At 72.1% G+C, this 21,565-nt stretch carries 22 protein-coding genes; 7 read left to right on the top strand and 15 right to left on the bottom strand.

Going from position 1 to position 21,565, the window contains the following annotated elements; translation table 11 throughout:
- Positions 1-217: 217 nt before the first annotated feature.
- From AB0761_RS30125 to AB0761_RS30115, 3 genes are all read left to right on the top strand, one after another.
- Entirely contained in the window at positions 218-775 is a 558-nt protein-coding gene (locus AB0761_RS30125; RefSeq protein WP_377272296.1) for a Rieske (2Fe-2S) protein, read from the top strand.
- Positions 776-861: 86 nt separating this feature from the next.
- Entirely contained in the window at positions 862-1,716 is an 855-nt protein-coding gene (locus AB0761_RS30120; protein WP_377272295.1) for a phospholipid scramblase-related protein, read from the top strand.
- A gap of 123 nt (positions 1,717-1,839) precedes the next feature.
- Positions 1,840-2,457: a TetR/AcrR family transcriptional regulator gene (locus AB0761_RS30115; protein WP_377272294.1), complete on the top strand. Its 618-nt coding sequence runs from the start codon at positions 1,840-1,842 to the stop codon at positions 2,455-2,457.
- A 307-nt stretch (positions 2,458-2,764) separates the two neighbouring features.
- Here AB0761_RS30115 and AB0761_RS30110 read toward each other — a convergent pair whose 3' ends face one another.
- The 4 genes from AB0761_RS30110 to AB0761_RS30095 all read right to left on the bottom strand — a co-directional run bounded on the left by AB0761_RS30110 (position 2,765) and on the right by AB0761_RS30095 (position 5,957).
- The gene (locus AB0761_RS30110) at positions 2,765-3,238 is read right to left on the bottom strand and encodes a hypothetical protein (RefSeq protein WP_377272293.1); all 474 of its coding nucleotides are present in this window, start codon (positions 3,236-3,238) and stop codon (positions 2,765-2,767) included.
- Between the two features lie 48 nt (positions 3,239-3,286).
- Positions 3,287-4,204 (bottom strand): helix-turn-helix domain-containing protein, encoded by a 918-nt coding sequence (locus AB0761_RS30105; RefSeq protein ID WP_377272292.1) that lies wholly within the window; start codon positions 4,202-4,204, stop codon positions 3,287-3,289.
- A gap of 43 nt (positions 4,205-4,247) precedes the next feature.
- Complete coding sequence (locus tag AB0761_RS30100; protein ID WP_377272291.1) at positions 4,248-4,469, bottom strand: hypothetical protein; 222 nt, start codon at positions 4,467-4,469, stop codon at positions 4,248-4,250.
- A gap of 372 nt (positions 4,470-4,841) precedes the next feature.
- Entirely contained in the window at positions 4,842-5,957 is a 1,116-nt protein-coding gene (locus tag AB0761_RS30095; RefSeq protein ID WP_377274395.1) for a glycerate kinase, read from the bottom strand.
- Positions 5,958-6,209: 252 nt separating this feature from the next.
- Here AB0761_RS30095 and AB0761_RS30090 point away from each other — a divergent pair, with 252 nt between their 5' ends.
- A complete protein-coding gene (locus tag AB0761_RS30090) occupies positions 6,210-6,665 on the top strand; it encodes a MarR family winged helix-turn-helix transcriptional regulator (protein ID WP_377272290.1) in 456 nt (151 codons plus the stop codon).
- A 297-nt stretch (positions 6,666-6,962) separates the two neighbouring features.
- Here the strand turns inward: AB0761_RS30090 and AB0761_RS30085 are convergent, their stop codons facing one another.
- The 6 genes from AB0761_RS30085 to AB0761_RS30060 all read right to left on the bottom strand — a co-directional run bounded on the left by AB0761_RS30085 (position 6,963) and on the right by AB0761_RS30060 (position 13,914).
- Positions 6,963-7,343, bottom strand: a complete 381-nt coding sequence (locus AB0761_RS30085) for a hypothetical protein (RefSeq protein WP_377272289.1) — start codon at positions 7,341-7,343, stop codon at positions 6,963-6,965.
- Between the two features lie 164 nt (positions 7,344-7,507).
- Positions 7,508-9,052: an NCS1 family nucleobase:cation symporter-1 gene (locus AB0761_RS30080; protein WP_377272288.1), complete on the bottom strand. Its 1,545-nt coding sequence runs from the start codon at positions 9,050-9,052 to the stop codon at positions 7,508-7,510.
- A 100-nt stretch (positions 9,053-9,152) separates the two neighbouring features.
- Positions 9,153-10,184: a TIGR03842 family LLM class F420-dependent oxidoreductase gene (locus AB0761_RS30075; RefSeq protein WP_377272287.1), complete on the bottom strand. Its 1,032-nt coding sequence runs from the start codon at positions 10,182-10,184 to the stop codon at positions 9,153-9,155.
- A 141-nt stretch (positions 10,185-10,325) separates the two neighbouring features.
- Entirely contained in the window at positions 10,326-11,726 is a 1,401-nt protein-coding gene (gene hydA / locus AB0761_RS30070) for a dihydropyrimidinase (RefSeq protein WP_377272286.1), read from the bottom strand.
- Positions 11,723-13,048, bottom strand: a complete 1,326-nt coding sequence (locus tag AB0761_RS30065; protein ID WP_377272285.1) for an aspartate aminotransferase family protein — start codon at positions 13,046-13,048, stop codon at positions 11,723-11,725. Before AB0761_RS30065 ends, hydA begins: the two co-directional genes overlap by 4 nt.
- Positions 13,049-13,071: 23 nt before the next feature.
- Positions 13,072-13,914 carry a nitrilase-related carbon-nitrogen hydrolase gene (locus AB0761_RS30060; RefSeq protein ID WP_055585205.1) on the bottom strand — a complete coding sequence of 281 codons (843 nt, stop codon included), beginning with the start codon at positions 13,912-13,914 and terminating at the stop codon, positions 13,072-13,074.
- A gap of 297 nt (positions 13,915-14,211) precedes the next feature.
- Here AB0761_RS30060 and AB0761_RS30055 point away from each other — a divergent pair, with 297 nt between their 5' ends.
- On the top strand, positions 14,212-14,442 hold the full coding sequence (locus AB0761_RS30055) for a hypothetical protein (RefSeq protein WP_377272284.1): 231 nt from the start codon (positions 14,212-14,214) through the stop codon (positions 14,440-14,442).
- 248 nt (positions 14,443-14,690) lie between these two features.
- On the opposite strand, the gene AB0761_RS30050 is transcribed toward AB0761_RS30055, so the two are convergent.
- Positions 14,691-16,325 carry a DUF2398 family protein gene (locus AB0761_RS30050; protein WP_377272283.1) on the bottom strand — a complete coding sequence of 545 codons (1,635 nt, stop codon included), beginning with the start codon at positions 16,323-16,325 and terminating at the stop codon, positions 14,691-14,693.
- 43 nt (positions 16,326-16,368) lie between these two features.
- Positions 16,369-16,728 (bottom strand): YkvA family protein, encoded by a 360-nt coding sequence (locus AB0761_RS30045; protein WP_377272282.1) that lies wholly within the window; start codon positions 16,726-16,728, stop codon positions 16,369-16,371.
- An 83-nt stretch (positions 16,729-16,811) separates the two neighbouring features.
- Here AB0761_RS30045 and AB0761_RS30040 point away from each other — a divergent pair, with 83 nt between their 5' ends.
- A complete protein-coding gene (locus tag AB0761_RS30040) occupies positions 16,812-17,714 on the top strand; it encodes a sterol desaturase family protein (protein ID WP_377272281.1) in 903 nt (300 codons plus the stop codon).
- Positions 17,711-18,406, top strand: a complete 696-nt coding sequence (locus AB0761_RS30035) for a lysoplasmalogenase (protein ID WP_377272280.1) — start codon at positions 17,711-17,713, stop codon at positions 18,404-18,406. The genes AB0761_RS30040 and AB0761_RS30035 overlap by 4 nt, the downstream gene beginning before the upstream one ends.
- Here the strand turns inward: AB0761_RS30035 and AB0761_RS30030 are convergent.
- The 3 genes from AB0761_RS30030 to AB0761_RS30020 are packed head-to-tail and all read right to left on the bottom strand — an operon-like array spanning position 18,399 to position 21,495.
- Positions 18,399-19,238 (bottom strand): carbohydrate ABC transporter permease, encoded by an 840-nt coding sequence (locus AB0761_RS30030; RefSeq protein WP_377272279.1) that lies wholly within the window; start codon positions 19,236-19,238, stop codon positions 18,399-18,401. The two genes, AB0761_RS30035 and AB0761_RS30030, sit on opposite strands and share 8 nt — an antisense overlap.
- Positions 19,235-20,185, bottom strand: coding sequence for a carbohydrate ABC transporter permease (locus tag AB0761_RS30025; RefSeq protein WP_377272278.1), 951 nt, complete (start codon positions 20,183-20,185; stop codon positions 19,235-19,237). The genes AB0761_RS30030 and AB0761_RS30025 overlap by 4 nt, the downstream gene beginning before the upstream one ends.
- A complete protein-coding gene (locus AB0761_RS30020) occupies positions 20,182-21,495 on the bottom strand; it encodes an extracellular solute-binding protein (RefSeq protein WP_377272277.1) in 1,314 nt (437 codons plus the stop codon). Before AB0761_RS30020 ends, AB0761_RS30025 begins: the two co-directional genes overlap by 4 nt.
- Positions 21,496-21,565: the final 70 nt, after the last annotated feature.

Here is a 21,565-nt window from a genome sequence, read left to right as displayed (position 1 = left end):
TTCCCTCCCGGGTGTTGAACACCGCCGTCCCCGGCTCCGTATAGAACCCTGTAGACACCGCGGACGCCCCGGTCACCGGGCCGTGTCCAGGCCCGCCGGAGGGAGCTCGAGCGATGGACCGCCAGGTGCGCGCACCCGGGTTCCGGCCCGGCGGGGCAGACGTCCGAGTCCGCCGGCAGATCCGGCCGGCGGCCTTCTGTTCCCCACGGAGTAACTGATGTCCCTGATGCACAACACCGCCGACGCCACCGCAGCCGCCGAGGGCTCCGGGCACGCCTGCGGCTGCGCCCAGGCGCAGCCGCAGAACGGCCTGCCGCGCCGCACGGCAGTGCTGGCGGGTGTCGGTCTGGCGGCGGCGCTGACAGCCGGCTGTGCCAGCCACGGCGGCTCCTCCACCGCCGTGGCCCCGGCCGCCGGCGGGGCCGCTGACGCCGGCCGGCCGTCCTCCCCCGCCGCGGGCGGCAGCGGCGGCACCGCGGGCGCCGCGGGGGGCCAGGCACTGGTGAAGACCTCGGAGGTGCCGGTGGGCGGCGGGGTGGTGGTGGACCAGAAGTACGTGGTCACCCAGCCCCAGCAGGGCCAGTTCAAGGCCTTCTCGGCGATCTGCACCCACGCCGGCTGCCCGGTGAGCTCGGTCTCCGGGGGAACGATCAACTGCCCCTGCCACGGCAGCAAGTTCCATGTGGCGGACGGCTCGGTGGCCAACGGCCCGGCGCCCGCCCCCCTGGCAGCCCAGAACATCACGGTGAGCGGGGACTCCGTGCACCTCGCGTGAGAGCACCGACAGCGGGGAACGCACCCCTGGGCCGGCAGCCCGAGGTGCGTTCCCCGCTGTCGGCTCTTCGGGATACGCTCCAGGGCGTGACGACCGCAACCACTCCCCCTGGCTGGTACCCGGACCCCCATGGCGTCGCCGCACTGCGCTGGTGGGACGGCTCCCGTTGGACCGAGCACACCCACGCCGGCACAGGTGGCGGCACCGTCCCGCCGCAGCAGGCCGCTCCGCAGAGCAGCTCCTCCGCGTGGGAGATCCCGATCGAGAGCCCCCACGACGCCGCGCGCATCCGGCAGCAGGTGCAGCAGAAGGCCGGTGTGGGACCGGTCGCCGGTGGCGGCGGCACCCTGTTCACCGAGCCGGTGCTGGTGGTGAACCAGAAGACCAAGCTGATCGAGCTGGCCGCGGAGTACTCGGTCTTCGACCAGAACGGGACCCCGATCGGCTCGGTGGCCGAGATCGGCCAGAGCGCCGCCCGCAAGGTCGTCCGCTTCATGACCAGCTGGGACCAGTTCCTGACCCACCGGCTGGAGGTGCGCGACGCCGCCGGCCGTCCGGTGATGCTGCTGACCCGGCCGGCAAAGCTGGTCAAGTCGCGGGTGATCGTGGCCCGGCCGGACGGCGTCCAGCTCGGCGAGATCGTCCAGCAGAACGCCATCGGCAAGATCAACTTCGGGCTGATGGTGGGCGACCAGCAGATCGGCGCCATCAAGGCGGAGAACTGGCGGGCCTGGAACTTCGCCATCACCGACCACACCGGCACCGAGGTGGCCCGGATCACCAAGACCTTCGAGGGTCTCGCCCGGACGATGTTCACCACCGCCGACAACTATGTGGTGCAGATCCACCGGCAGCTGCCCGAGCCGCTGCTGAGCATGGTCGTGGCATCGGCGCTCACCGTGGACACCGCCCTCAAGCAGGACAGTCGCGGACTGGGCTGAGACAGCGGGGCGGCCGCCAGGGGGCACATTTCCTCCCCCGGGGCCGCCCGGTCCGCCGATCCGGCCAAAGGACCTGATCAGGCGGCATACTGCTGTCACACCGAGTTCCGTATCATGAGCCCTGTGTCCAAGGTTGACCTGTCGCCGCGACCGGTCGAGGCGATGTCCCCCCGCCAGTTGGAGCGACGTCGGAACCTCATCGCGGCAGCCCTCTCCCTGGTGGCCGAGACCGGCGTGGAGCGCCTGCAGATGAAGCAGGTCAGCGAACGCTCCGGAGTGGCCCTGGGAACCACCTACCGCTACTTCTCCTCCAGGGACCACCTGCTCGCCGCCGCCATCGCCGACTGGCACCGGCTGCTGCTCGCCGACATCGTGGCCGAACTGCGCGGACCCCGCGCCCCGGCAGCCGCGGTCGACCGCGTGGTCCGCTATGTGAACCGCGGCATGCGCGCCTACCAGCGGCAGCCGCAGCTCGCCCATCTGCTGGTGTCGGTCGCCGCCTCCACCGACCCCTTCGCCAGCGAGGCCCTGCACACCATGGCCCGCGCCGACCGGGAGGCGCTGCTCGCGGTGATGCCGGACGTTCCGCCGTCGGTACGGGACGTGGTCCAGCACATCGTCGGCAATGTCTGGCAGGGCGAGCTCACCGCCTGGGTCACCGGCCGCACCACCCTGCGCGACGCCCGACGGCGTCTGGAGGATGTGATCCGGCTGCTGCTCACCCCCTACCACGCGGCATAGACCGGGTGGCCGCCACGCCGGATGCACCGGCGCGGCGGCCCGGGGCGCCCGTGGAGCCGCAGGTTGCCGAAGCGTGCGGTCGAGCGGGCCCGAGGCCCGGAGGCGCCCGTCGCTGACCCCTGCGACCTGCAGGGACAGGGCATCCTCGTGACCTCTCCCCGGGCTCTGTCCGGCCGGAAGGGTTCGCGCCCGGGACGACCGCCCCCGTCCGGAGGGGACCAGCGGGCAGCGCACCCGGTCCTGATCCGCCCGCCCCGGAGCGGTGGGAGCGGCACGACCGCTCCGGGGCCGCATCGGCGGAACCGGCTCAGCCGAACGACCGCACCGTGGTCACCCGGGCCTTGCGCAGCGCCGAGTGCAGCCGCCGGGGATCGGTCAGCAGACCGCTGCCGTCCGGGGGGATCAGCCAGTGCAGCGGACCGTAGGTCTGACTCGGCAGCGGCACCCGCAGGGCCCCACCCAGGCCGGTCGCATGCACACCGGTCGCCTGCGGACCGAGGCCGGGCCAGCGCTCCGCCGAGCCGACCGGTACCAGCACACTCACCACCGCCTCGGGCACGCAGACCAGGGCCGGGCCGACGACTCCGCCGTAGCGCAGCATGTCGAGCGCCTCCAGACCGAGCGCGGTCGGTGCATGCACCACGTCCCAGGCCAGGCCGGCGGCGAGTTCGGCGGCGCCGTCCGGGTTGGCGTCCCATCCGGCGAGTGCCGTGCCCGGTGCGGGCTCCGCACGCAGCAGCCAGCCGACTGCGATGTCCACTCCCGGTGTCCGTCCCGCCATGCCCCGAGCCTAGGCGCGGCCCGCCGCAACCGAGGGGACGATTGCGCGCTATTGCGAATCCTGTGGTGCCGATGTTGCATCGGCACCTGTCTGCTCGGACAGACGTGCCGACTGCTGCGGCAGCACGGGCCCCGTGGGCAGCTCGGCCATCACCGCGGCCAGGATCCGGCGCGCCGCCGGGCCGTATGCGGCCGCATCGGCGTGGCGTGTGAAGACCTGTTCATAGAGCGCCACCTCACCGGGGTCGGTGAGATTGAGCTCGGCGCTCCAGGTCTCGATCTGCACCAGCCGGTCGTCGAAGATCCAGAAGGGGTGGAGTGGCATCAGTGTCAGAGGCGCGGTGTCCGGGATGACGCCGAGCCGCAGATTGCCGAGCGAGCCGACCGCCAGCAACCGGTCCAGCTGGCCCCGGTGGACCTCCGGCGGGCAGATCCGGGTGCGCAGCGCCGCGGTGGTGAGTACGAAGTGGAACTCCCTGCCCGGTTCGTACAGCACCCGCTGCCGCTCCATCCGGGCGCGCACCGCCGCACCCCCGTCGTCGGGTGTACCGCGCAGCGCGGTCAGCCGGGCGAAGACGTGCCGTGCGTACTCGGCGGTCTGCAGCAACCCCGGGACCAGGCCCGGTTCGAAGGCCCGCAGCAGCCGGGTGCCGCCGTCCAGCTCCATGGCGACCCGCTGGCGGGGCGCATGGCCGGCCCGCAGTGAGCGGCGCCAGGAGACATAGTGGCTGTCCAGCGCGTGCAGCCGGGCGGCGAGGTCGGCAGCCGCCGTGGGAACGCCGACCGCCGCCGCCCAGGCGGCGATGTCGGCCTCGGTCGGGGTCTGCCTGCCGTGCTCGATCCGGGAGACCTTGGACGGGGCCCAGCCCAGGACGCCGGCCAGTTGCTTGCCGTTGAGACCTGCGTCCCGGCGGAGCTGGTGCAGCCAGGCGCCGAGCGCCTCGCGCTCTCGCTGGAAGTCCGACACGGCCATGCTCCTGACGTCCGGGCGGCCACCCCCGGCCGGGAGGTTACGGCTCCGGCCTGTCGTCTGCTTCACCGGCCGGCGCGAAGTGCAGCAGCTCACTGGGGATCTCCACCGCTGTCTCTCCCGGGAGCAGGTCCTGCAGCTGGGCGACCGCCCCGGGGTCGGTGATCCGGTAGCCCTGGACCACCAGGGTGCCGCGGTCGGTGACGTACAGGGTGGGGCAGTTGCCGTCGGAGGAGGTGGTTCCGAGGAAGGTGAGCTGCATGGAAGGCGGTCCTATGGCGGTGGCCCGTACAGCAATTGCCGACTGTCAACAATTGCTAGCACCGCTCCGGCACGGTGCGCAACCGATCCTGACATGGTGTGAGCTGTGAAACGGCGCAGGCGGGGCGGGACTTGCGGGCGCAAACTCCTCCGCGCCGGAGTGCGGCATGGCATCACACCACCTCAAGGCCGCGCCACCGCCCGGGTTCCGCCCCGCGCTCGCGGCTCAGGAGGTCCGGCCGGCGAGGCGGTCCCGTGCGGTCGCACCGAGCCGCTCGACCGGCAGCACTCCGGTGGCCGCCGCCAGGCCGTGGGACGGCGTCCTCTCCCCCGTCCACCAGGGGCTCCCGGTGGAAGGACCGGCCGCCCCGCCTCAGCCCGCCAGCAGATCCCGTGCCAGGGCCTCTCCGACGCACTCCAGCAGCGGGCCTGCCTCCGCCATGCAGCGGGCCGGGTCGGGCTCAAGAGCAGTCAGGGCGTACGCCCGCAGCAGCCCCGCGTCCGCAAGCTGCTGCGGCGTCAGGTCGAAACGGCCGCAGACGGCGACCACCGGCAGGTCGTGGCGGCGGGCCGCCTCGGCGACCCCGGCGGGGGCCTTGCCGTGCAGTGTCTGGGCGTCCAGCGAGCCCTCACCGGTGACCACCAGGGTCGCCCGCTCCAGGGCGCTCTCGAAGCCCAGCACCTCCAGCAGCACCTCGATACCGGAGCGCCGCACCGCGCCCAGGGCCGCCAGCGCCCCGTAGCCCACGCCGCCCGCCGCCCCGGCGCCCGGCTGGTCGGCCGCGGCGCGGCCCAGGCATCCGGCCAGCCGGGCCAGGCCGGCGTCCAGCAGGGCCACATCGTCAGGACCGGCGCCCTTCTGGGGTCCGTACACGGCCGCCGCTCCCTTCTCGCCGAGCAGCGGGTTGTCCACGTCGGAGGCGAGCACCAGCTCGGTCCCCCCGTCGGCCAGGCGCGGGTCGAGCCCGCCGAGGTCGACCCGGTCCAGCGCGGTGAGTGCGCCGCCGCCGGGCGGCAGCGGCTCCCCCGCGGTGTCCAGGAACCGGGCGCCGAGCGCCGCGAGCATGCCCGCTCCGCCGTCGGTGGATGCGCTCCCGCCGACACCGAGCACCACCCTGCGAGCACCGGCGTCCAGCGCGGCACGGATCAGCTCCCCGGTTCCGCGGGTGCCGGCCCGCAGCGGTTCCAGACGGCCGCCCGGAAGCCGTCGCAGCCCCGAGGCCTCGGCCATCTCGATCACCGCCGTGTCGCCGCGCACCGCGAAGGCCGCCCGCACCGGGTCGCCCAGCGGCCCCGCGACAACCGTCTCACGGCGCTCGAACCCGGCCGCCACCGCGGCGTCCACGGTGCCGTCGCCCCCGTCGGCGACCGGCAGTTCGGTCACCGCCAGCCCGGGCTCGACCCGTCGCAGTCCGGCAGTGAGATGCCGGGCCACCTCGACGGCGGTGAGCGAGCCCTTGAACTTGTCGGGGGCGAGGAGGAGATGCATCGGGCGGGCAGGGCTCACGGTGTTCCTTCCGTTCCATCGGCGCCGCGGTCTGCGGGTTGGGGACACCTTGCCAGGTCACAGCCGGGTGCGCACCGGCCGTGGCACCGCGCGGCGCCGGTGGCCGCTCGCGGGGCGGTGCCGGGCGTGATGCACGGGCCATGTTTTGTGCAGTGCGCACAGCGGATGCACGATGCACGGATAGGGCCGCGGGCATACTGACCGGGAGGAACCACGGATCGGAGCAGAGCTCGCATGGACAAGCCCACCAACTTGATCGAGTACGAGACGATGCTGCTGGGCCGACACGTCCATATGAGCGCCCGCAGCAAGCGCACCAGCGCTGAGCTGGACCGGAGCGCCTACATCCTGCTCAGCCGTCTCCATATGGAGGGCCGCCCGATGTCCATCGGACAGCTGAGCGAGGCCTTCGGCCTGGACGCCTCCACCCTCAACCGGCAGACCGCCGCGATGATGCGCTCCGGCCTGGTGGAGCGCATCCCGGACGCAGAGGGCGGCATCGCCCGCAAGTTCCGGGTCACCGACGAGGGCACCCGACGCCTGGAGGAGGCCCGCACCGAGCTGGTCGCCGGTCTGGACAAGGTCCTGGCCGACTGGACACCGGAGGACGTGGCCGGGTTCGCCGCCTTCCTCAAGCGGTTCAACACCGACATCGAGCGCCTGGACGGACGGATCTGGCCCCGCCCCTGACCTGACACGGACGCCCGCCCGCCCGGGGAGCTGCGGCACGCCTGCGTCCCCGGGGCGCCGTTGTGCGGACGCACGGGGGCGGCGGAGCCGTGGCGAGGATCCGCGTCCCGGAGGGGCAGGGCCTCATGGCCGTCGGCGCCCGCCGGGCGCCGGGAACGGCGCTGCGCCGTCCGGGTCGGCGTTCTCCGGCGCCATCGGGTGGAGTGAGGTGCGTCGTGTCCAGTCACGTCCAGCTCCCCGTGACCATCTCGCCATGGTGCGGGAGACCGCATCGTGCCCGGCACCGCCGGCGGCCCGTCAGTCGCTCAGCGGCTCGCGGGCGAGCGGCTCCGGCCCGGCGTTCCGCTCGGCTGCGGGCTGCTGCGCCGCGTCGAGCCTGGCCTGCCACCGCCTGTTGATCTCATCGGGCCTTTGGTGACCGCACTCGATGACGTTGCCCTCACGGTCGACCACCTCCGCGGAGCAGTCACCGTTCTCGATCCAGACGGCGACGTTCTCGATCTGTGCCGACGGGTCGTCGTCCCGCCAGAAGTTCACCGAGAAGGCCAGTTCGTCGCCGTAGTAATCGGATCGGACCCGGAATGCCTCACCTGGCTTGAGCCAGCGGTCCTCACCAAGGGGTTCGAGCCACATCGTGAGCCATCCCTGGGAATCGTTGTGGACATCCATGACAGCCATGGGCGCACCCTAGCGAGCAGTTCCGGCGCGGTGAACCGCACCGCCGGGTACCGCGGACATTGTCGGGCCCGGCCGTCCGCGCTGCCGCACACCTCACCCGGCTGCGCCGCGACCGCCCTGACGGCTGAGCAGGGCGGCTGCGGCGGCGCGCTACCGGCCGGACGTCAGTCCGCCTGCCGACGACCGATGCCGAGAGCGGCATAGAGGACGAAGGCGGAGGCCAGACCGATGGCCCAGCCGTAGTCGGCCAGGGGCTTGAGGAAGGGGATGATGCCGTCCGCAGGGAAGGGACCCTGCTTCACGCCCTTGACGACGGTCGAGTAGGAACCGCCGACCGCAAGCAGGCCGCCGACGAGGAAGGCGAGGACGGCCCGCAGGTTCCAGCCGCCGGTGTACCAGTAGCGGCCCTCCCTCCGGTAGAGGTCGGCGAGTTCCAGGCGGGTGCGGCGGATGAACCAGTAGTCGGCGATGAGGATGCCGGCGACCGTGCCGAGCAGCCCTCCGACGATGCCCAGCCAGGTGAAGATGTAGACATGGGGGTTGGCGATCAGCTTCCACGGCAGGATGGCGATGCCGACCACGCCCGTGATCAGCGCTCCGGTGCGGAAGTTGATGAACCGGGGCAGGAGATTGGACAGGTCGTAGGCGGGCGAGACCACATTGGCGGCGATGTTCACCGACAGGGTGGCCACCATCACGATCAGCAGGGCGAACAGCGCACCGACCACATTGCTCATCTTGGTGCTCAGCGCGATCGGGTCCCAGATCGGTTCGCCGTAGACGGCCTGGGAGCCCGAGGTGACCAGGACGGACAGCACCGCGAAGAGGGTCATCGTGGTGGGCAGGCCCAGCGCCTGGCCCCGGATCTGGGCGCGCTGGCTGCCGCCGAAGCGGGTGAAGTCGGGGATGTTCAGCGACAGCGTCGACCAGAAGCCGATCATGCCCATCAGCGAGGGGAAGAAGACCTTCCAGAAGCCGCTGCCCCAGCCCAGCTGCGAGGGCTGGTCCAGCAACGGGCCGAACCCGCCCGCCTTGGAGGCCATGAAGCCCAGCAGCACCAGCGCGCCGACGATCACCAGCGGCGCGGCCCAGTTCTCCACCCGCCGCAGTGTCTCCATACCGCGGGTGATCACCGCGATCTCAAGGAGCCAGAACAGCAGGAACGACAGCCACTGGGTCCATGGCGTCCCGAAGACCAGACTTGTCGTCAGCCAGTCCTTGCCCAGGACCTTCCCGGCCAGCAAGTAGATGCCCTCGCCGCCGATCCAGGTCTGGATGCCGAACCAGCAGCAGGCCACCGCTGCCCGCACCATCGCCGGCAGGTTCGCTCCGCGCACACCGAACGACGCACGCGCGAACACCGGGAACGGGATCCCGTACTTGGTCCCGGCGTGCCCGGTGAGCAGCATCGGCACCAGCACGATCAGATTGGCCAGCGCGATGGTCAGCACGGCCTGCTTCCAGTCCATGCCCAGCGCCACCAGCCCGGATGCCAGCGTCCAGGACGGGATGCAGTGCGCCATCCCCACCCAGAGGGACAGGTAGTTGTAGGTACGCCAGGTACGGCGCTCCACCGGCACCGGCGCCAGGTCGCCGTTGGCAAAACGGGGATCGTCCAGCACCACCCCCTCGGCAAGCGCCACCCGGCCGTCCGGGTACACCTGCTGGAGCGCGGAGGATTCGGTCAGGGTGTTCTCCCTGGCAGACATCAGCGGCCACCTCGCATCTCGAAGCATCGAGCCGACACATGCACACCCGACGGCCCGTCATCAGGCCGAAGGGGACGAGCGAAGAGGGTGGCGCTGTTCGTCAGGCGGTGGCCGGTGCGGACACCGCGGGGATCACGGATGAGCCATAGGCGTCGATGGTCTGCTCCACCGCGTCGTGCATCGCATAGACCGCGAACTGGTCGACACCGAGCGAGCGCAGCTGCTCCAGCCTGGCGATCTGTGTCGCGGCCGGGCCGATCAGGCAGAAGCGGTCGACGATCTCGTCGGGGACGAAGGCGGTGTCGGGGTTTCCGGCGCGGCCGTGGTGGCTGTAGTCGTACCCGTGGCGCTCCTTGATGTAGTCGGTGAGCGCCTCGGGGACCATCGAGGAGTGCTCGCCGTAGCGGGAGACCAGGTCGGCGACATGGTTGCCGACCATGCCGCCGAACCAGCGGCACTGCTCGCGGGCGTGGGCCAGGGCGGCCGGGGAGTCGTCGGCGGTGACATAGGCGGGGGCCGCGACGCAGATGGTGACGGCGTCGGGGTCGCGACCGGCCTCGGCAGCCGCGCTGCGTACCGCCTTGACCATCCACTCGGTGAGATAGGGGTCCGCAAGCTGCAGGATGAAGCCGTCGGCCTGGCGGCCGGTGAGGGCGAGCGCCTTGGGCCCGTAGGCGCCCATCCAGATCGGCAGTTCGGCTCCGGGCCGCACCCAGGGCAGCCGCATGGCGGTGCCGTCGACCTCCGTCTCACGGCCCTCCGCCAGCTCCTTGATGGCGTGCATGGCCTGGCTGAGGCGGGTCAGGGTGGCGGGGCTGCGGCCGGCCACCCGCATCGCGGAGTCCCCGCGGCCGATGCCGCAGACCAGCCGGTTGCCGTACATGTCGGCCAGGGTGGCGAAGAGGGAGGCGGTGACCTCCCAGGTGCGGGTGGCCGGGTTGGTGACCATGGGGCCGACGGTGAGGCGCCGGGTCTCCGCCAGGATGCGGCTGTAGATGACGAAGGGTTCCTGCCACAGCACACAGGAGTCAAAGGTCCAGCCGTGGGTGAAGCCCGCCTGCTCGGCGCGTTTCATCCGCTCGACCAGCAGCTGGGCGGGCGGGTCGGTCTGGAGCACGAGGCCGATGTCCACGGGGTCCTCCTGAGGGTGTGCGGGGTCGCCGCCGGGACCGTCCGGGCCGCGGGCCACGAAATGCGGAATGCGAAATGCGGAATGCGGGGCCGGACGGTCCGGGCGGACGGTGGGGTGCGGTGCGCCTGGCGGGGCGCCGGGTCAGCCGAGGTACTGGCAGGTGGCGCGGGGCTGGTAGCGGCCGTGGCCGGCCCGGCCGAGCCAGGCTCCGGCGTCGACCACGACGCTGCCGCGGGAGAGCACCGTGCGGGCCCGCCCGGTGACCTGCTTCCCCTCGTAGGCGGAGTAGTCGACGTTCATGTGGTGGGTGGTCGCCGAGATGGTCTGGGGTGCCGTGGGGTCGTACACCACGATGTCGGCGTCGGCGCCGGGTGCGATGGTGCCCTTGCGGGGGTGCAGACCGAACATCCTGGCGGGGGTGGCGCAGGCGATGTCGATCCAGCGGCGGCGGGTGATGTGCCCGTCCAGGACCGCCTGGTGGAGCAGGTCCATCCGGTTCTCCACACCCGGCAGCCCGTTGGGGATCTTCGAGAAGTCGCCCCGTCCCAGCTCCTTCTGCCCCGAGAAGCAGAAGGGGCAGTGGTCGGTGGAGACCACCTGGAGGTCCCCGGTGCGCAGGCCCTTCCACAGTTCGGCCTGGTGCTCCCTGGGCCGCAGCGGTGTGGAGCAGACGTACTTGGCGCCTTCGAAGTCCGGCTCGGCGAGGTTGTCGGTGGAGAGGAAGAGGTACTGCGGGCAGGTCTCACCGAAGACCGGGAGGCCCTGCCGGCGTGCGGTGGCCAGTTCGGCGACGGCGGAGGCCGCGGAGACATGGACCACATACAGCGGTGCGCCCGCCACCTGGGCGAGCTTGATCGCCCGATGGGTGGCCTCCGCCTCCAGCAGCTCACGGCGGACCTCGCCGTGGTAGCGGGGGTCGGTCCGGCCCGCGGCCAGGGCCTGCTCCACCAGGACGTCGATGGCGATGCCGTTCTCCGCGTGCATCATGATCAGCCCACCGTTGGCGGCGCCCCGCTGCATGGCCCGCAGGATGCGGCCGTCGTCGCTGTAGAAGACACCGGGGTAGGCCATGAACATCTTGAAGGAGGTCACCCCCTCCCCCACCAGGGCGTCCATCTCCTTGAGGCTGTTCTCGGTCACATCGGAGAGGATCATGTGGAAGCCGTAGTCGACGGCGCAGTTGCCCTCGGCCTTGGCGTGCCAGGCGTCCAGCCCCTCCCGCAGCGAGGACCCGACCGACTGGATGGCGAAGTCCACGATGGTGGTGGTGCCGCCCCAGGCGGCGGCGCGGGTGCCGGTCTCGAAGGTGTCCGCGGCGGTGGTGCCGCCGAAGGGCATCTGCATATGGGTGTGCGCGTCCACGCCGCCCGGGATGACGTAGTGCCCGGTGGCGTCGATGACGGTGTCGGCGGTCCAGCCGTCGGCCACCGCACTGCCGGTGGTGGCGAGGGCGACCACCTGCTCGCCCTCGATCAGCACATCGGCCCGGACCTCTTCGGCGGCGGTGATGACAAGGCCGCCGCGGATGACGGTACGGCTCATGGGGCCTGCTCCTTCCCGGCGGCGTCGCCGGCCTGCTGAAGTGCCCGGACGAGGAGTTCTGCGCCCTCCTCGGCCTCGGCGGTGCTGAGGGAGAGCGGCGGGGCGATCCGCAGGACGTTGCCCTGGCGGCCCCCCTTGCCGATCAGCAGGCCCAGTTCACGGGCGTGCTCCAGGGTCGCCGTGGCGGCGGCGGGCGAGGGCTCGCCGTCGGGTCCGACGAGCTCGACGCCGATCATCAGCCCGCGGCCGCGGACCTCCCCGACGACCGGGAGCCGCTCGGCGGCCTCCCGCAGCCGGCCCAGCAGGAGTGCACCGGTGGTCCGGGTGTTGGCCTGGAGGTCGTTGTCCAGCAGATGGCGCAGATTGGCCAGCGCTCCGGCGGTGGTGATCGGACTGCCGCCGAAGGTGGAGATGGAGTTGGCGCCCAGGCAGTCCATCACCTCGGCGCGTGCGACGACGCCGCCCATGGAGAGCCCGTTGCCGACCCCCTTGGCGAAGGTGAGAATGTCGGGCGGCCCGGCGTCGGCGTGCGCCTGCCAGCCCCAGAAGTGGTCGCCGGTGCGGCCCCAGCCGGTCTGCACCTCATCGGTGATCCACAGGATCCCGCGCCGGTCCAGCACCCGTTTGAAGGCGGCGAAGAGGCCGTCAGGACCTGAGGTGAAGCCTCCGACGCCCTGGATCGGCTCGGCGATCAGCGCTGCCACGGTGCCCTCGGCCTGCCCGAGCACGTCCTCCAGGTCCTCGACGCACGCGGCGATGAACTCGGCGTCGGAGAGGTGGGCGAAGGGGCCCTTGGTGCGTACTCCGCCATGGACGTAGAGGGTCTGCAGCGGGGAGAGGCTGGTCGGCGACCAGGAGCTGTTGCCGGTGATGCCTACGGTGCTGAAGGAGCGGCCGTGGTAGCTGTTGCGCATCGCCAGCACCTGGTTGGAGCGGCGGTAGGTGGTCGCCAGCAGCAGCGCCGCGTCATTGGCCTCGGTCCCGGAGGTGGTGAAGAAGACCTTGGCGTCCGGGATGCCGGAGAGCTCGGCGATCTGCTCGGCCAGCTCCACCATCGGCGTGGAGAGGTAGAGGGTGGAGGTGTGCAGGATCCGCCCGGCCTGCTCAGCGACCGCCTTGGCGACCTCGGGCAGCGCATGGGCGGTCATCGTGGTCAGGATGCCGCCGAAGAAGTCCAGATAGCGGCGGCCCTCGGCGTCCCAGACATGGCGGCCCTCGCCATGGGTGATCTCGATGGGCTGCCGGTAGTAGGTGGCGAGCCAGGCGGGGGTGACGGCACGGTGCCGGGCGTGCAGCGCCGCGTGGGGACCGGTGTCGTTCATACGGCTTCTGGTGTCCCTTTCCGTCAGGCCTCGGTGAGCGGTCCATAGGCGTCGGGGCGGCGGTCCCGGTAGAACGCCCAGCCCTGGCGCACCTCCTGGATCAGGTCGAGGTCGAGGTCGCGGACGACCAGCTCCTCGGCCTTGTCGGAGGCGACCTCGCCGACGAACTGGCCGCGCGGGTCGACGAAGTAGGAGGTGCCGTAGAAGTCGTTGTCGCCGTACTCCTCGACGCCGACCCGGTTGATCGCCGCGATGAAGTACTCATTGGCGACGGCCGCGGCCGGCTGCTCCAGCTGCCAGAGGTAGGCGGACAGCGAGCGGCTGGTGGCGGAGGGGTTGTAGACGATCTCGGCGCCGGCCAGGCCGAGGGCGCGCCAGCCCTCGGGGAAGTGCCGGTCGTAGCAGATGTACACCCCGACCCGGCCCACCGCGGTGTCGAAGACCGGCCAGCCGAGATTGCCGGGCTTGAAGTAGTACTTCTCCCAGAAGCCCTTGACCTGCGGGATGTGGTGCTTGCGGTACTTGCCGAGGTAGCTGCCGTCGGCGTCGATCACGGCGGCGGTGTTGTAGTAGAAGCCGGCCTGTTCGACCTCGTACACCGGCACCACCAGCACCATGCCGAGCTCCTTGGCCAGTGCCTGCATCCGCACCACGGTCGGTCCGTCGGGGACGGGCTCGGCCCAGCGGTAGTGCTCCGGCTCCTGCACCTGGCAGAAGTACGGCGCATTGAAGACCTCCTGGAAGCCCATGATCCGGGCCCCCTGGGCGGCCGCCTCGCGGGCGTACCGCTCATGCTGGTCGATCATGGACTCCTTGTCGCCCGTCCACTTGGTCTGGACAAGGGCGGCGCGGACGATCCTGGACATGAGGCCCCCTCAACTCCGCCGTCCGCGGGGCGGGCGTGCGGTGGTCCGGTCGGCGAACTGTCGCTGTCGATCTACGTGCGTAGAAGCTAGGACGGCCGAACACCGCGTGGCAATACGCCCGTCGTAACACAAGGAAGACGATCACGTTTCCGGTCCTTGAGCCATCCTCCTTATGGGTGATTTCCCGATATGTCCGCTGTGACGCAGATCGACAGAGCGGCCCTTGGACGCCCGCAGCCCGCCCGGACTTCATGGAGGCGTAAGGACCGTTTAACACCACTCTGGAAGGCTTTCCCCATGGCACAGAACCGGAACCGCGACCCTCGGCTGACCTTGGTCGCATCCGCAGCGACCGCTCCCGTCAGCAGCTTCCCCGGAACGGTCTTCCCCCTCCCCCGCCGCCACCGCCGGCTGCTGGCCGCCACCGGGACCACCGCAGTGCTGCTGCTGGGCACGCTGTCCGCCGGGGCGGCGGTCGAGGTGCACCACAGCCCGGTCTCCGCGACGGCCGCCGCCTCCGGGCGCTGACCCGCCGGCCCTCCCGGCTCCACCACCCGTACGGTCGCCGGCACGCGCGGCTCACGGATGACGGGGCGCCTCCGGCAGCGGCAGTCCCCGGACGGCGGTCGACGCCGAGCGACGGTCACCCCCGGGCGGCGTTCAGCCCCGGGCGGCGTTCAGCCCCGGATCGCAGTCAGTCCCGGACGGCGATCAGCCCCGGACCGCGATCAGCCCCGGGCGGCGTTCAGTCCCGGGCAACGCCGGACCCGCTCGGGTCAGTCCTGGGTGCGCGCATGGCGGCCGGGGCGGGCAGGAACGGCCTGGGCGCCCGGGGCGTAGCGTGCCGCCGGCGCCAGCAGCACCCATCCCGTGGCCGCCTCACCGCGCGCCCCGCGCACATCGGCGACCGCACTCCCCCCGTCATCCTCCGCTCCCTGGTCGGACGCGGTGTCGGCGCGCACCGGACCGGCGGGCGCCATCAACTGCATCCGGTGCAGCAGCTCCAGGACGTCACACCGCAGCGCCGCACGGTCGGCCAGATATCCGGCGGGCCAGCCGGGCCTGGCGCCGTACTCGTCGGCGACATCGCCCAGCACCCCGTCGATCGCGGCGTCGGGCACCGGCACCCCGATCACCGGTCCGGCCGCCGTCCTGGAGACGGCGTCACCGGGCACCGGGCGCAGCTGCTCCACCAGCCGCTCGGCGAGCAGCAGTGCCGCGCGGGCCAGAACCGCGGTGCCGGGCGGACCGGGGTCGAGGTCGGAGAGCTCGTCCGCGGGGTCGAGCAGCGCGACACCCTCGGCCCGGATCTCCGCCTCCAGACCCAGGAAGTCGGCGAAGGTCTCCGCCTCACGGCGCTGCCGGGTCCGCAGCCATCCGCGCTCGCGCCGGGTGAGCTCGTCCAGCAGGACCACGGGGTTCTCGGCCAGCCTGCGCCGCACATAGGTCCGTTCACCGCCTGGGCCGGGGTCGGCGGCGCGCCGTACCAGGTCGTCACCGTCGGCGGCGTCGGCCAGCGGGCCGGCCGGCAGTAGCCGGGCCACTCCATGGTGGACCAGCAGCCGCCCATCCTCGGCGGCACCGATGACCTGACGGTCGATCAGTACTGCCAGTGCGTCCGCGAGTCGGTCCTCCTCGACGGCGTCCTGCAGGCCTGCCGCCGAGGCCGTGCTGCGGACCTCGGCACGCAGCTCCGCGGGGGTCGGACCGGCGGGGAGGTCGGGCAGGGTCGCAAGGACCAGGGCCAGGGCCGCATAGGAGCCCGGGGTGAAGGGCGCGCCGTCGCCGGGGCGGCGCAGGCCGCGGCCGCAGCCGGTGCCCAGCCCGGCCTTGAACAGCCGGGCCGCATGCTCGTCCACCTCCAGGCGGTAGCCGAGGAAGCGGTCGAACCGCTGGGCCAGCGCGTCCGAGTGGCGGCGGATCTGGGGCAGGCTCGCCGCCCAGGGGCCGGTGGCGGTGATCAGCGGGTGGGCGAGCAGCAGCCGGGCCGCCGCACGGCGCTCCGCGCTCGCGGAGTCGTCCTGGGCGCCGTCGGCGGCGGGCCGCAGCGGCCGGGCGTGGCGGGGCGCTCCGGTGGCCCCGGCGGGCCGGGGCTCGGCGCCTGGTTCGGGCAGGGCACGGCCGCGGGGGCCCCGCGCGGTCGGCACCCGCAGTGCGGCCGGCAGCGGGGCGGGCCCGGCCGCCGGGCCGTGCCACCAGCTGGTGTGAGCGGGCAGCGCGGCGCCGGGGCCGGGTACGGTGCCGAGGTGCCTGGCGCCGTAGAGGCCGAAGGCGGCGGCGAAGAGGTCGTGTGCCTGCCCGGAAGTGGATACGTCGAACCAGCGGGCAAGCCGTCGCAGGTCGTCGGCGGTGGTTCCGCTCTCCGGCCCGGTCAGCTGCATCACGTTCCCCGGCTGCCCGTACTCGTCCATCGCGCTCAGCGTAGGCGATGGCGGCCCCCCGTCGGGCGCCCCCTCAGGGACGGTGCTCCGCCGCCGAGGCGGTGGCCTGCTCCCACAGCAGGAAGCGACCGGACTCGTGCACCAGGGCGCGCAGCGTCCACATCAGCACCCCCGCGTCGTCCATCCAGCCGACCACCGGGATGAAGTCCGGCACCGCGTCCAGCGGGGAGGCCAGATAGACCAGCATCAGCAGGGTGCACACCAGCGTTCTGCCGCGCGGCAGATGAGGGTACTCACCGCGCAGTGCGGTGCGGAACAGCCTGGGCGCGGCGGCGACCCGCGCCGCCAGGCCCGGGACCCCCGGCCGCCGTGTCTCCTCGTACAGCGCCCACACCTCTCGGGCGTCGGGGTGCCGCCCCTTGCCTCCGGCCATCTGCCTCTCCCTCCCATGTGGATCTCCTACGCGGCGGTAACACCTCTTCCGCCGAGGCCTCCGCCCACCTATCGTGTGCCGACATGCCGAACCTGCCCGATGTCGTGCTGTGGTCCATTCCCGCCTTCGTGCTGCTCACCGTCCTGGAGCTGGTCTCCTACCGCTTCCATCCGGACGACGACGAGCAGGGGTATGCGGGCAGGGACACAGCGACCAGTCTCTCCATGGGGCTCGGCAGCCTCTTCTTCGACGCGCTGTGGAAGATCCCGACCGTCGCGATCTACAGCGCACTGTACGAGCTCACCCCCCTGCGGGTGCCACTGGCCTGGTGGACGGTCCCGCTGATGCTGCTGGCCCAGGACTTCTGCTACTACTGGTCGCACCGCGGACACCATGTCGTCCGCATCCTGTGGGCCTGCCATGTGGTGCACCACTCCAGCCGCCGCTACAACCTCTCCACGGCGCTGCGGCAGCCCTGGACCGGCGCCACCACCTGGATCTTCTATGTGCCCATGATCCTCGCCGGGGTGCACCCGGCGGCCCTCGCCTTCTGTTCCTCGGTCAATCTGGTGTACCAGTTCTGGATCCACACCGAGCGCATCGACCGGCTGCCCCGGCCGGTCGAACTGCTCCTCAACACTCCTTCCCACCACCGGGTCCACCACGCCTCCCAGGGCGGTTATCTGGACCGCAACTTCGGCGGGATCCTGATCGTCTGGGACCGGCTCTTCGGCACGTTCGCAGCGGAGACCGTACGGCCCGTCTACGGCCTCACCAAGAACATCACCACCCACAACCCGCTCCGGGTGGCCACCCATGAGTACGCGGCCATCGCCCGTGACATCGCCGCCGCCCGGGGCTGGCGCGACCGGCTGGGGCATCTGCTGCGGGGCCCCGGCTGGCAGCCCGTCGAGGCGGGCATCCGCTCCGGTTCCGCGGCGGACGCCCCGGCCACGGGGTCCCTCGCCGAGGGCGGTGCGCTGTGACCGGAGGTCAGCGCCGTACTGCCGCCCGGGTGCTGCTGGCGGCCTTCGCGGTGGCCGGGGCCGTCCACCTGGTGGCGCTGGCGGTCGGCCTCCCGGTCGCGGAGCATGCCTCCAAGCCCGCACTGATGCTGCTGCTGGCGGCCTATGCGGCGACCGCGGCCGACCGCGTCCCGCGGCTGCTCGCCGCCGCCCTGCTGTTCGGCGCGGCGGGCGACTCCCTGCTGGAGTTCGGAGCCGACACCGCCTTCCTGGCCGGCATGGGCTGCTTCGCGGCCGGCCATGTCTGCTATGTGACGCTCTTCACCCGCCACGGCGCCTTCGCCGACCTGCGCCGGGCGGCCGCGCCGATCGCTGTGTACGGCGTCCTGTGGGCGGTGCTGGTCGGCTGTCTGTGGCCCGGTCTGGGCGGGCTGCGGATCCCGGTGGCTGCCTACAGCCTGCTGCTCACCGGCACCGCGGTCAGCTCCGCGGGGCTCGGTGTGCGCGCCGGCGCGGGCGGCGCCCTCTTCCTGTTCTCCGACGGGCTGATCGCCGCCGACCTGGCCGACTGGCCGCATCTGCCCGGCCAGGACCTCTGGGTGATGGCGACCTATCTGGCTGCCCAGTACCTGCTCACCAGCGCAGCTCTGCGCCTGCCGCCGGCGGGCCCCCTCCCGGTCCCCTCCCCCGGGCCCCGGACGGCGGTCATCTGACCGCCCCCGCGGCCATGCCCCGGACCAGATAGCGCTGGAGGGCCAGGAACCCTGCCACCACGGGGGCGCTGACGACCAGCGACGCGGCCATCACCTGGTTCCAGTAGACATTGGACTGGGTGGCGTAGGACTGGAGGCCCACGGCGAGGGTGCGGGTGGACTCGTCGGTCAGCACCGAGGCGAAGAGGATCTCCCCCCAGGCGGTCATGAAGGCGAAGACCGCCACGGCCGCGATCCCGGGGGCCGCCGCGGGGACGATGATCCGCAGCAGGACGGCGGGCGGTGAGGCGCCGTCGACCCGGGCGGCCTCGTCGAGTTCACGGGGGATGGACTCGAAGTACCCGGTCAGCAGCCAGATGGAGAAGGGGAGGGAGAAGGTGAGATAGGTGAGGGCCAGGCCGGTTCGGGTGGCGTAGAGCTCGATGCCCAGATGGCGTTCGAGGTTGACGTAGATCAGGAAGAGCGGCAGCAGGAAGAGGATGCCCGGCAGCATCTGGGTGGAGAGCACCACGGCGAGGAAGGTGCCGCGGCCGCGGAACCGGTAACGGCTGAGGGCGTAGGCGGCGGCCAGGGCGATGACCACCGAGGCCGCGGTGGCCCCGCAGGCGACGACGGCGCTGTTGGCGAAGTAGCGCGCCAGCGGCACGGTGTGCCACATGTCGGCATAAGGGGAGAGCGTGGGGCTGGTGGGCCACCAGGTGAAGCCGCCCTGCACGTCCCGCAGGGGTTTGAGGGACGACGTCGCCATCACATAGACGGGCAGCAGGGTGAACGCGGCCAGCAGGGCGAGGAGCACCCAGCGCAGCGGACGGAGCCAGCGGGGGTTGCTCATCCGGTGCCCGTCCCCTTTCCGGCGGCCCGTCGCAGCATCCGTCCGGCCAGCAGGGGGAAGCCGACGGCGGCCGCCAGGAAGGCCAGCAGCAGCACGGACATGGCCGAGCCGAGCCCGAAGTTCCAGGTGATGAAGGACGCCTGGTAGATGTGGATCGCGACCAGGTCGCCGGAGGGCGGCGCCGAGTGGCCGAAGAGGGTGTACGGGGTGGTGAAGTCGTTGAAGGTCCACAGGAAGAGCACGATCACCAGCACCCGGTTGACCGGGGCGAGGATCGGCAGGGTGACCGAGCGCAGCTGCCGCAGCAGGCCGGCACCGTCCAGCGCGGCGGCCTCGTAGAGCTCCTCCGGGACGGTCTGCAGTCCGGCGGTCAGGGTGAGCAGGGCGAAGGGCCAGGTCCGCCAGATGTCCACCGTCACCAGCGACCAGAAGGCATGGGGGCCGATCAGCCAGAACGGGCGGTGGGCGGTCAGTCCCAGGGTGTCGACCAGCAGGGCGTTCACCGCCCCGGTGTCCCGCTGGAGCATAAAGCTCCAGGTGATCACCGAGGCGTAGACGGGCAGTGCGTACGGCACCAGGAAGACGGTGCGCAGCAGTGACCGGCCGCGGAAGACGGGGTGCAGCAGTACCGCCGCGACGAGGCCGATCAGCCAGGAGACACCCACCACCAGGACGGTGAAGGCGAGGGTGAGGGCGAAGGATCTGAGCAGCGCCGAGCCGACCGGTCCCTGGAAGTCCACCGCCAGACGGTAGTTGGCGAGGGTGGGGCCGGGGGCGCTGGTCCAGTTGCGGATCTCGTAGACGGTGACCTGGTAGATGCTCATCAGCACCCCCACCGCCATCGGCACCAGATGGACCAGGAGTTCGGCGGCGAGCGCCGGGAGCAGGAACAGCCAGGGCAGTGCGTGGACGGCCCTGGACCGGCGCGGCCGCCGGGCGGAGCTCATACGCCGGTCTGCATCTGGCTGTCGGCGAACGCCAGCCGGGCCCGGACCGTGGAGGCGTCCACGGTCCGACCGGCCGCCGCGGCGGCCAGCAGCTCCTGGACGGCGTTGCCGACCAGGGTCTCGAACTGCGCCTCCTCGGGGATCATCGGCAGCGGTGCCGATGTGGTGGCCAGCACCTGCCGGAAGATCCTCGCGATCGGTGTCCGGAAGGCCGGGTCGTCATAGGCGGCGGGGGTGACGGGCAGTGAGCCGTATGCCCGGTTGAGGATCTTCTGCTCCTCGGTGCCGGTCATGAAGCCGATCAGGCGCAGGGCCCCCTCGGGGTTGCCGGAGTCGGCCATGGCCGCGATGTTGATGCCGCCGACGAGGCTGGTGACCGCCCGGCCGCCGGGCGGCAGCGGGTCGGGCAGCGGGATGGGCACCACTCCGTAGTCGGCGGGCTTCATCCCGTCGGCCTCGATCGCGGTGGTGCCGTAGGACTGGAGCATCACCATGGCGGCGCGGCCGGTGGCGAAGGCCCGGATGAACGGGGTGTCGTTGGAGTACTCGGCGCTGGAGGGGTCGGCGATCCGGTCGCGGCCCACCAGGTCCACGTACTGCTGGACGCCGGCGACCATCTCCGGGGCGGCGAAGTCCGGGGTGGAGCCGTGGAAGACGGCGGCGCCGTGCTGCTTGCCGAAGATGAAGGCGAAGTGGGAGTTCTCGGTGTAGCTGGCGCCCTGGACGGCCATGCCCCAGCGGCCGCCGCCCGGGTCGGTGAGCCGTCTGCCCGCGGCGACCAGCTCGGCCCAGGTGGCGGGTGGTTCCAGACCGGCTTGGGCGAAGAGTCTCCGGTTGTAGAAGAGGCCGTACGCCAGCCCGTAGAGCGGCACGGCCGCGGGGGGCTTGCCGGGAGCACCGGTGGAGGCCATGGAGGAGGCGAGGAAGTGGGACCGGCCGCCGACCCGGTCCAGGGCGGCCGGGTCGAAGGGCACCAGGGCGCCGGTGGCCTGGAGCGAGGCGGACCAGGTGTTGCCGATGTTGACGACGTCGGGGCCCCGGCCCGAGGCGGCCGCCGCCAGGATCCGGTTGAGCAGGTCGGACCAGGGGACGACCTCCAGGTGGACGTCGATGCCGGTGCGGCGGCGGAACTTCGCCAGCTCCGGTTGCAGGATGCGGCGGTCGGCGTTGAGGTCCGCGCCCTGGTTGCTGGCCCAGTACACCAGCCGGTGGCTGTCCCCCCGGCGGCCCGGGCCCGTACCGCAGCCGGCCGACGCGGCGGCGCAGAGGACAGCTGCCGCGGCTGCCGCTGCTACGAGGCGGGGTCTCACTCGGTGGCCTCCGGACACGGGGCACTGCCGGGCGGGCGCGGCAGTCACCCGATGCAACCATTGGAGGGGT

The sequence above is a fragment of the Peterkaempfera podocarpi genome, assembly GCF_042466665.1.
GTDB lineage: Bacteria > Actinomycetota > Actinomycetes > Streptomycetales > Streptomycetaceae > Peterkaempfera > Peterkaempfera podocarpi.
Note: the sequence above shows the minus strand (reverse complement) of the source record. Positions and strands in the feature narration are given on the sequence as shown.

What these genes read in the sequence shown, in the direction of transcription:
- AB0761_RS30125 (WP_377272296.1), top strand. Translation starts at nt 218, where the DNA reads ATGTCCCTGATGCACAACACCGCCGACGCCACCGCAGCCGCCGAGGGC.
- AB0761_RS30110 (WP_377272293.1), bottom strand. Translation starts at nt 3,238, where the DNA reads ATGGCGGGACGGACACCGGGAGTGGACATCGCAGTCGGCTGGCTGCTG.
- AB0761_RS30100 (WP_377272291.1), bottom strand. Translation starts at nt 4,469, where the DNA reads ATGCAGCTCACCTTCCTCGGAACCACCTCCTCCGACGGCAACTGCCCC.
- AB0761_RS30095 (WP_377274395.1), bottom strand. Translation starts at nt 5,957, where the DNA reads ATGCATCTCCTCCTCGCCCCCGACAAGTTCAAGGGCTCGCTCACCGCC.
- AB0761_RS30090 (WP_377272290.1), top strand. Translation starts at nt 6,210, where the DNA reads ATGGACAAGCCCACCAACTTGATCGAGTACGAGACGATGCTGCTGGGC.
- AB0761_RS30085 (WP_377272289.1), bottom strand. Translation starts at nt 7,343, where the DNA reads ATGGCTGTCATGGATGTCCACAACGATTCCCAGGGATGGCTCACGATG.
- AB0761_RS30080 (WP_377272288.1), bottom strand. Translation starts at nt 9,052, where the DNA reads ATGTCTGCCAGGGAGAACACCCTGACCGAATCCTCCGCGCTCCAGCAG.
- hydA (WP_377272286.1), bottom strand. Translation starts at nt 11,726, where the DNA reads ATGAGCCGTACCGTCATCCGCGGCGGCCTTGTCATCACCGCCGCCGAA.
- AB0761_RS30065 (WP_377272285.1), bottom strand. Translation starts at nt 13,048, where the DNA reads ATGAACGACACCGGTCCCCACGCGGCGCTGCACGCCCGGCACCGTGCC.
- AB0761_RS30060 (WP_055585205.1), bottom strand. Translation starts at nt 13,914, where the DNA reads ATGTCCAGGATCGTCCGCGCCGCCCTTGTCCAGACCAAGTGGACGGGC.
- AB0761_RS30055 (WP_377272284.1), top strand. Translation starts at nt 14,212, where the DNA reads ATGGCACAGAACCGGAACCGCGACCCTCGGCTGACCTTGGTCGCATCC.
- AB0761_RS30050 (WP_377272283.1), bottom strand. Translation starts at nt 16,325, where the DNA reads ATGGACGAGTACGGGCAGCCGGGGAACGTGATGCAGCTGACCGGGCCG.
- AB0761_RS30045 (WP_377272282.1), bottom strand. Translation starts at nt 16,728, where the DNA reads ATGGCCGGAGGCAAGGGGCGGCACCCCGACGCCCGAGAGGTGTGGGCG.
- AB0761_RS30040 (WP_377272281.1), top strand. Translation starts at nt 16,812, where the DNA reads ATGCCGAACCTGCCCGATGTCGTGCTGTGGTCCATTCCCGCCTTCGTG.
- AB0761_RS30030 (WP_377272279.1), bottom strand. Translation starts at nt 19,238, where the DNA reads ATGAGCAACCCCCGCTGGCTCCGTCCGCTGCGCTGGGTGCTCCTCGCC.
- AB0761_RS30025 (WP_377272278.1), bottom strand. Translation starts at nt 20,185, where the DNA reads ATGAGCTCCGCCCGGCGGCCGCGCCGGTCCAGGGCCGTCCACGCACTG.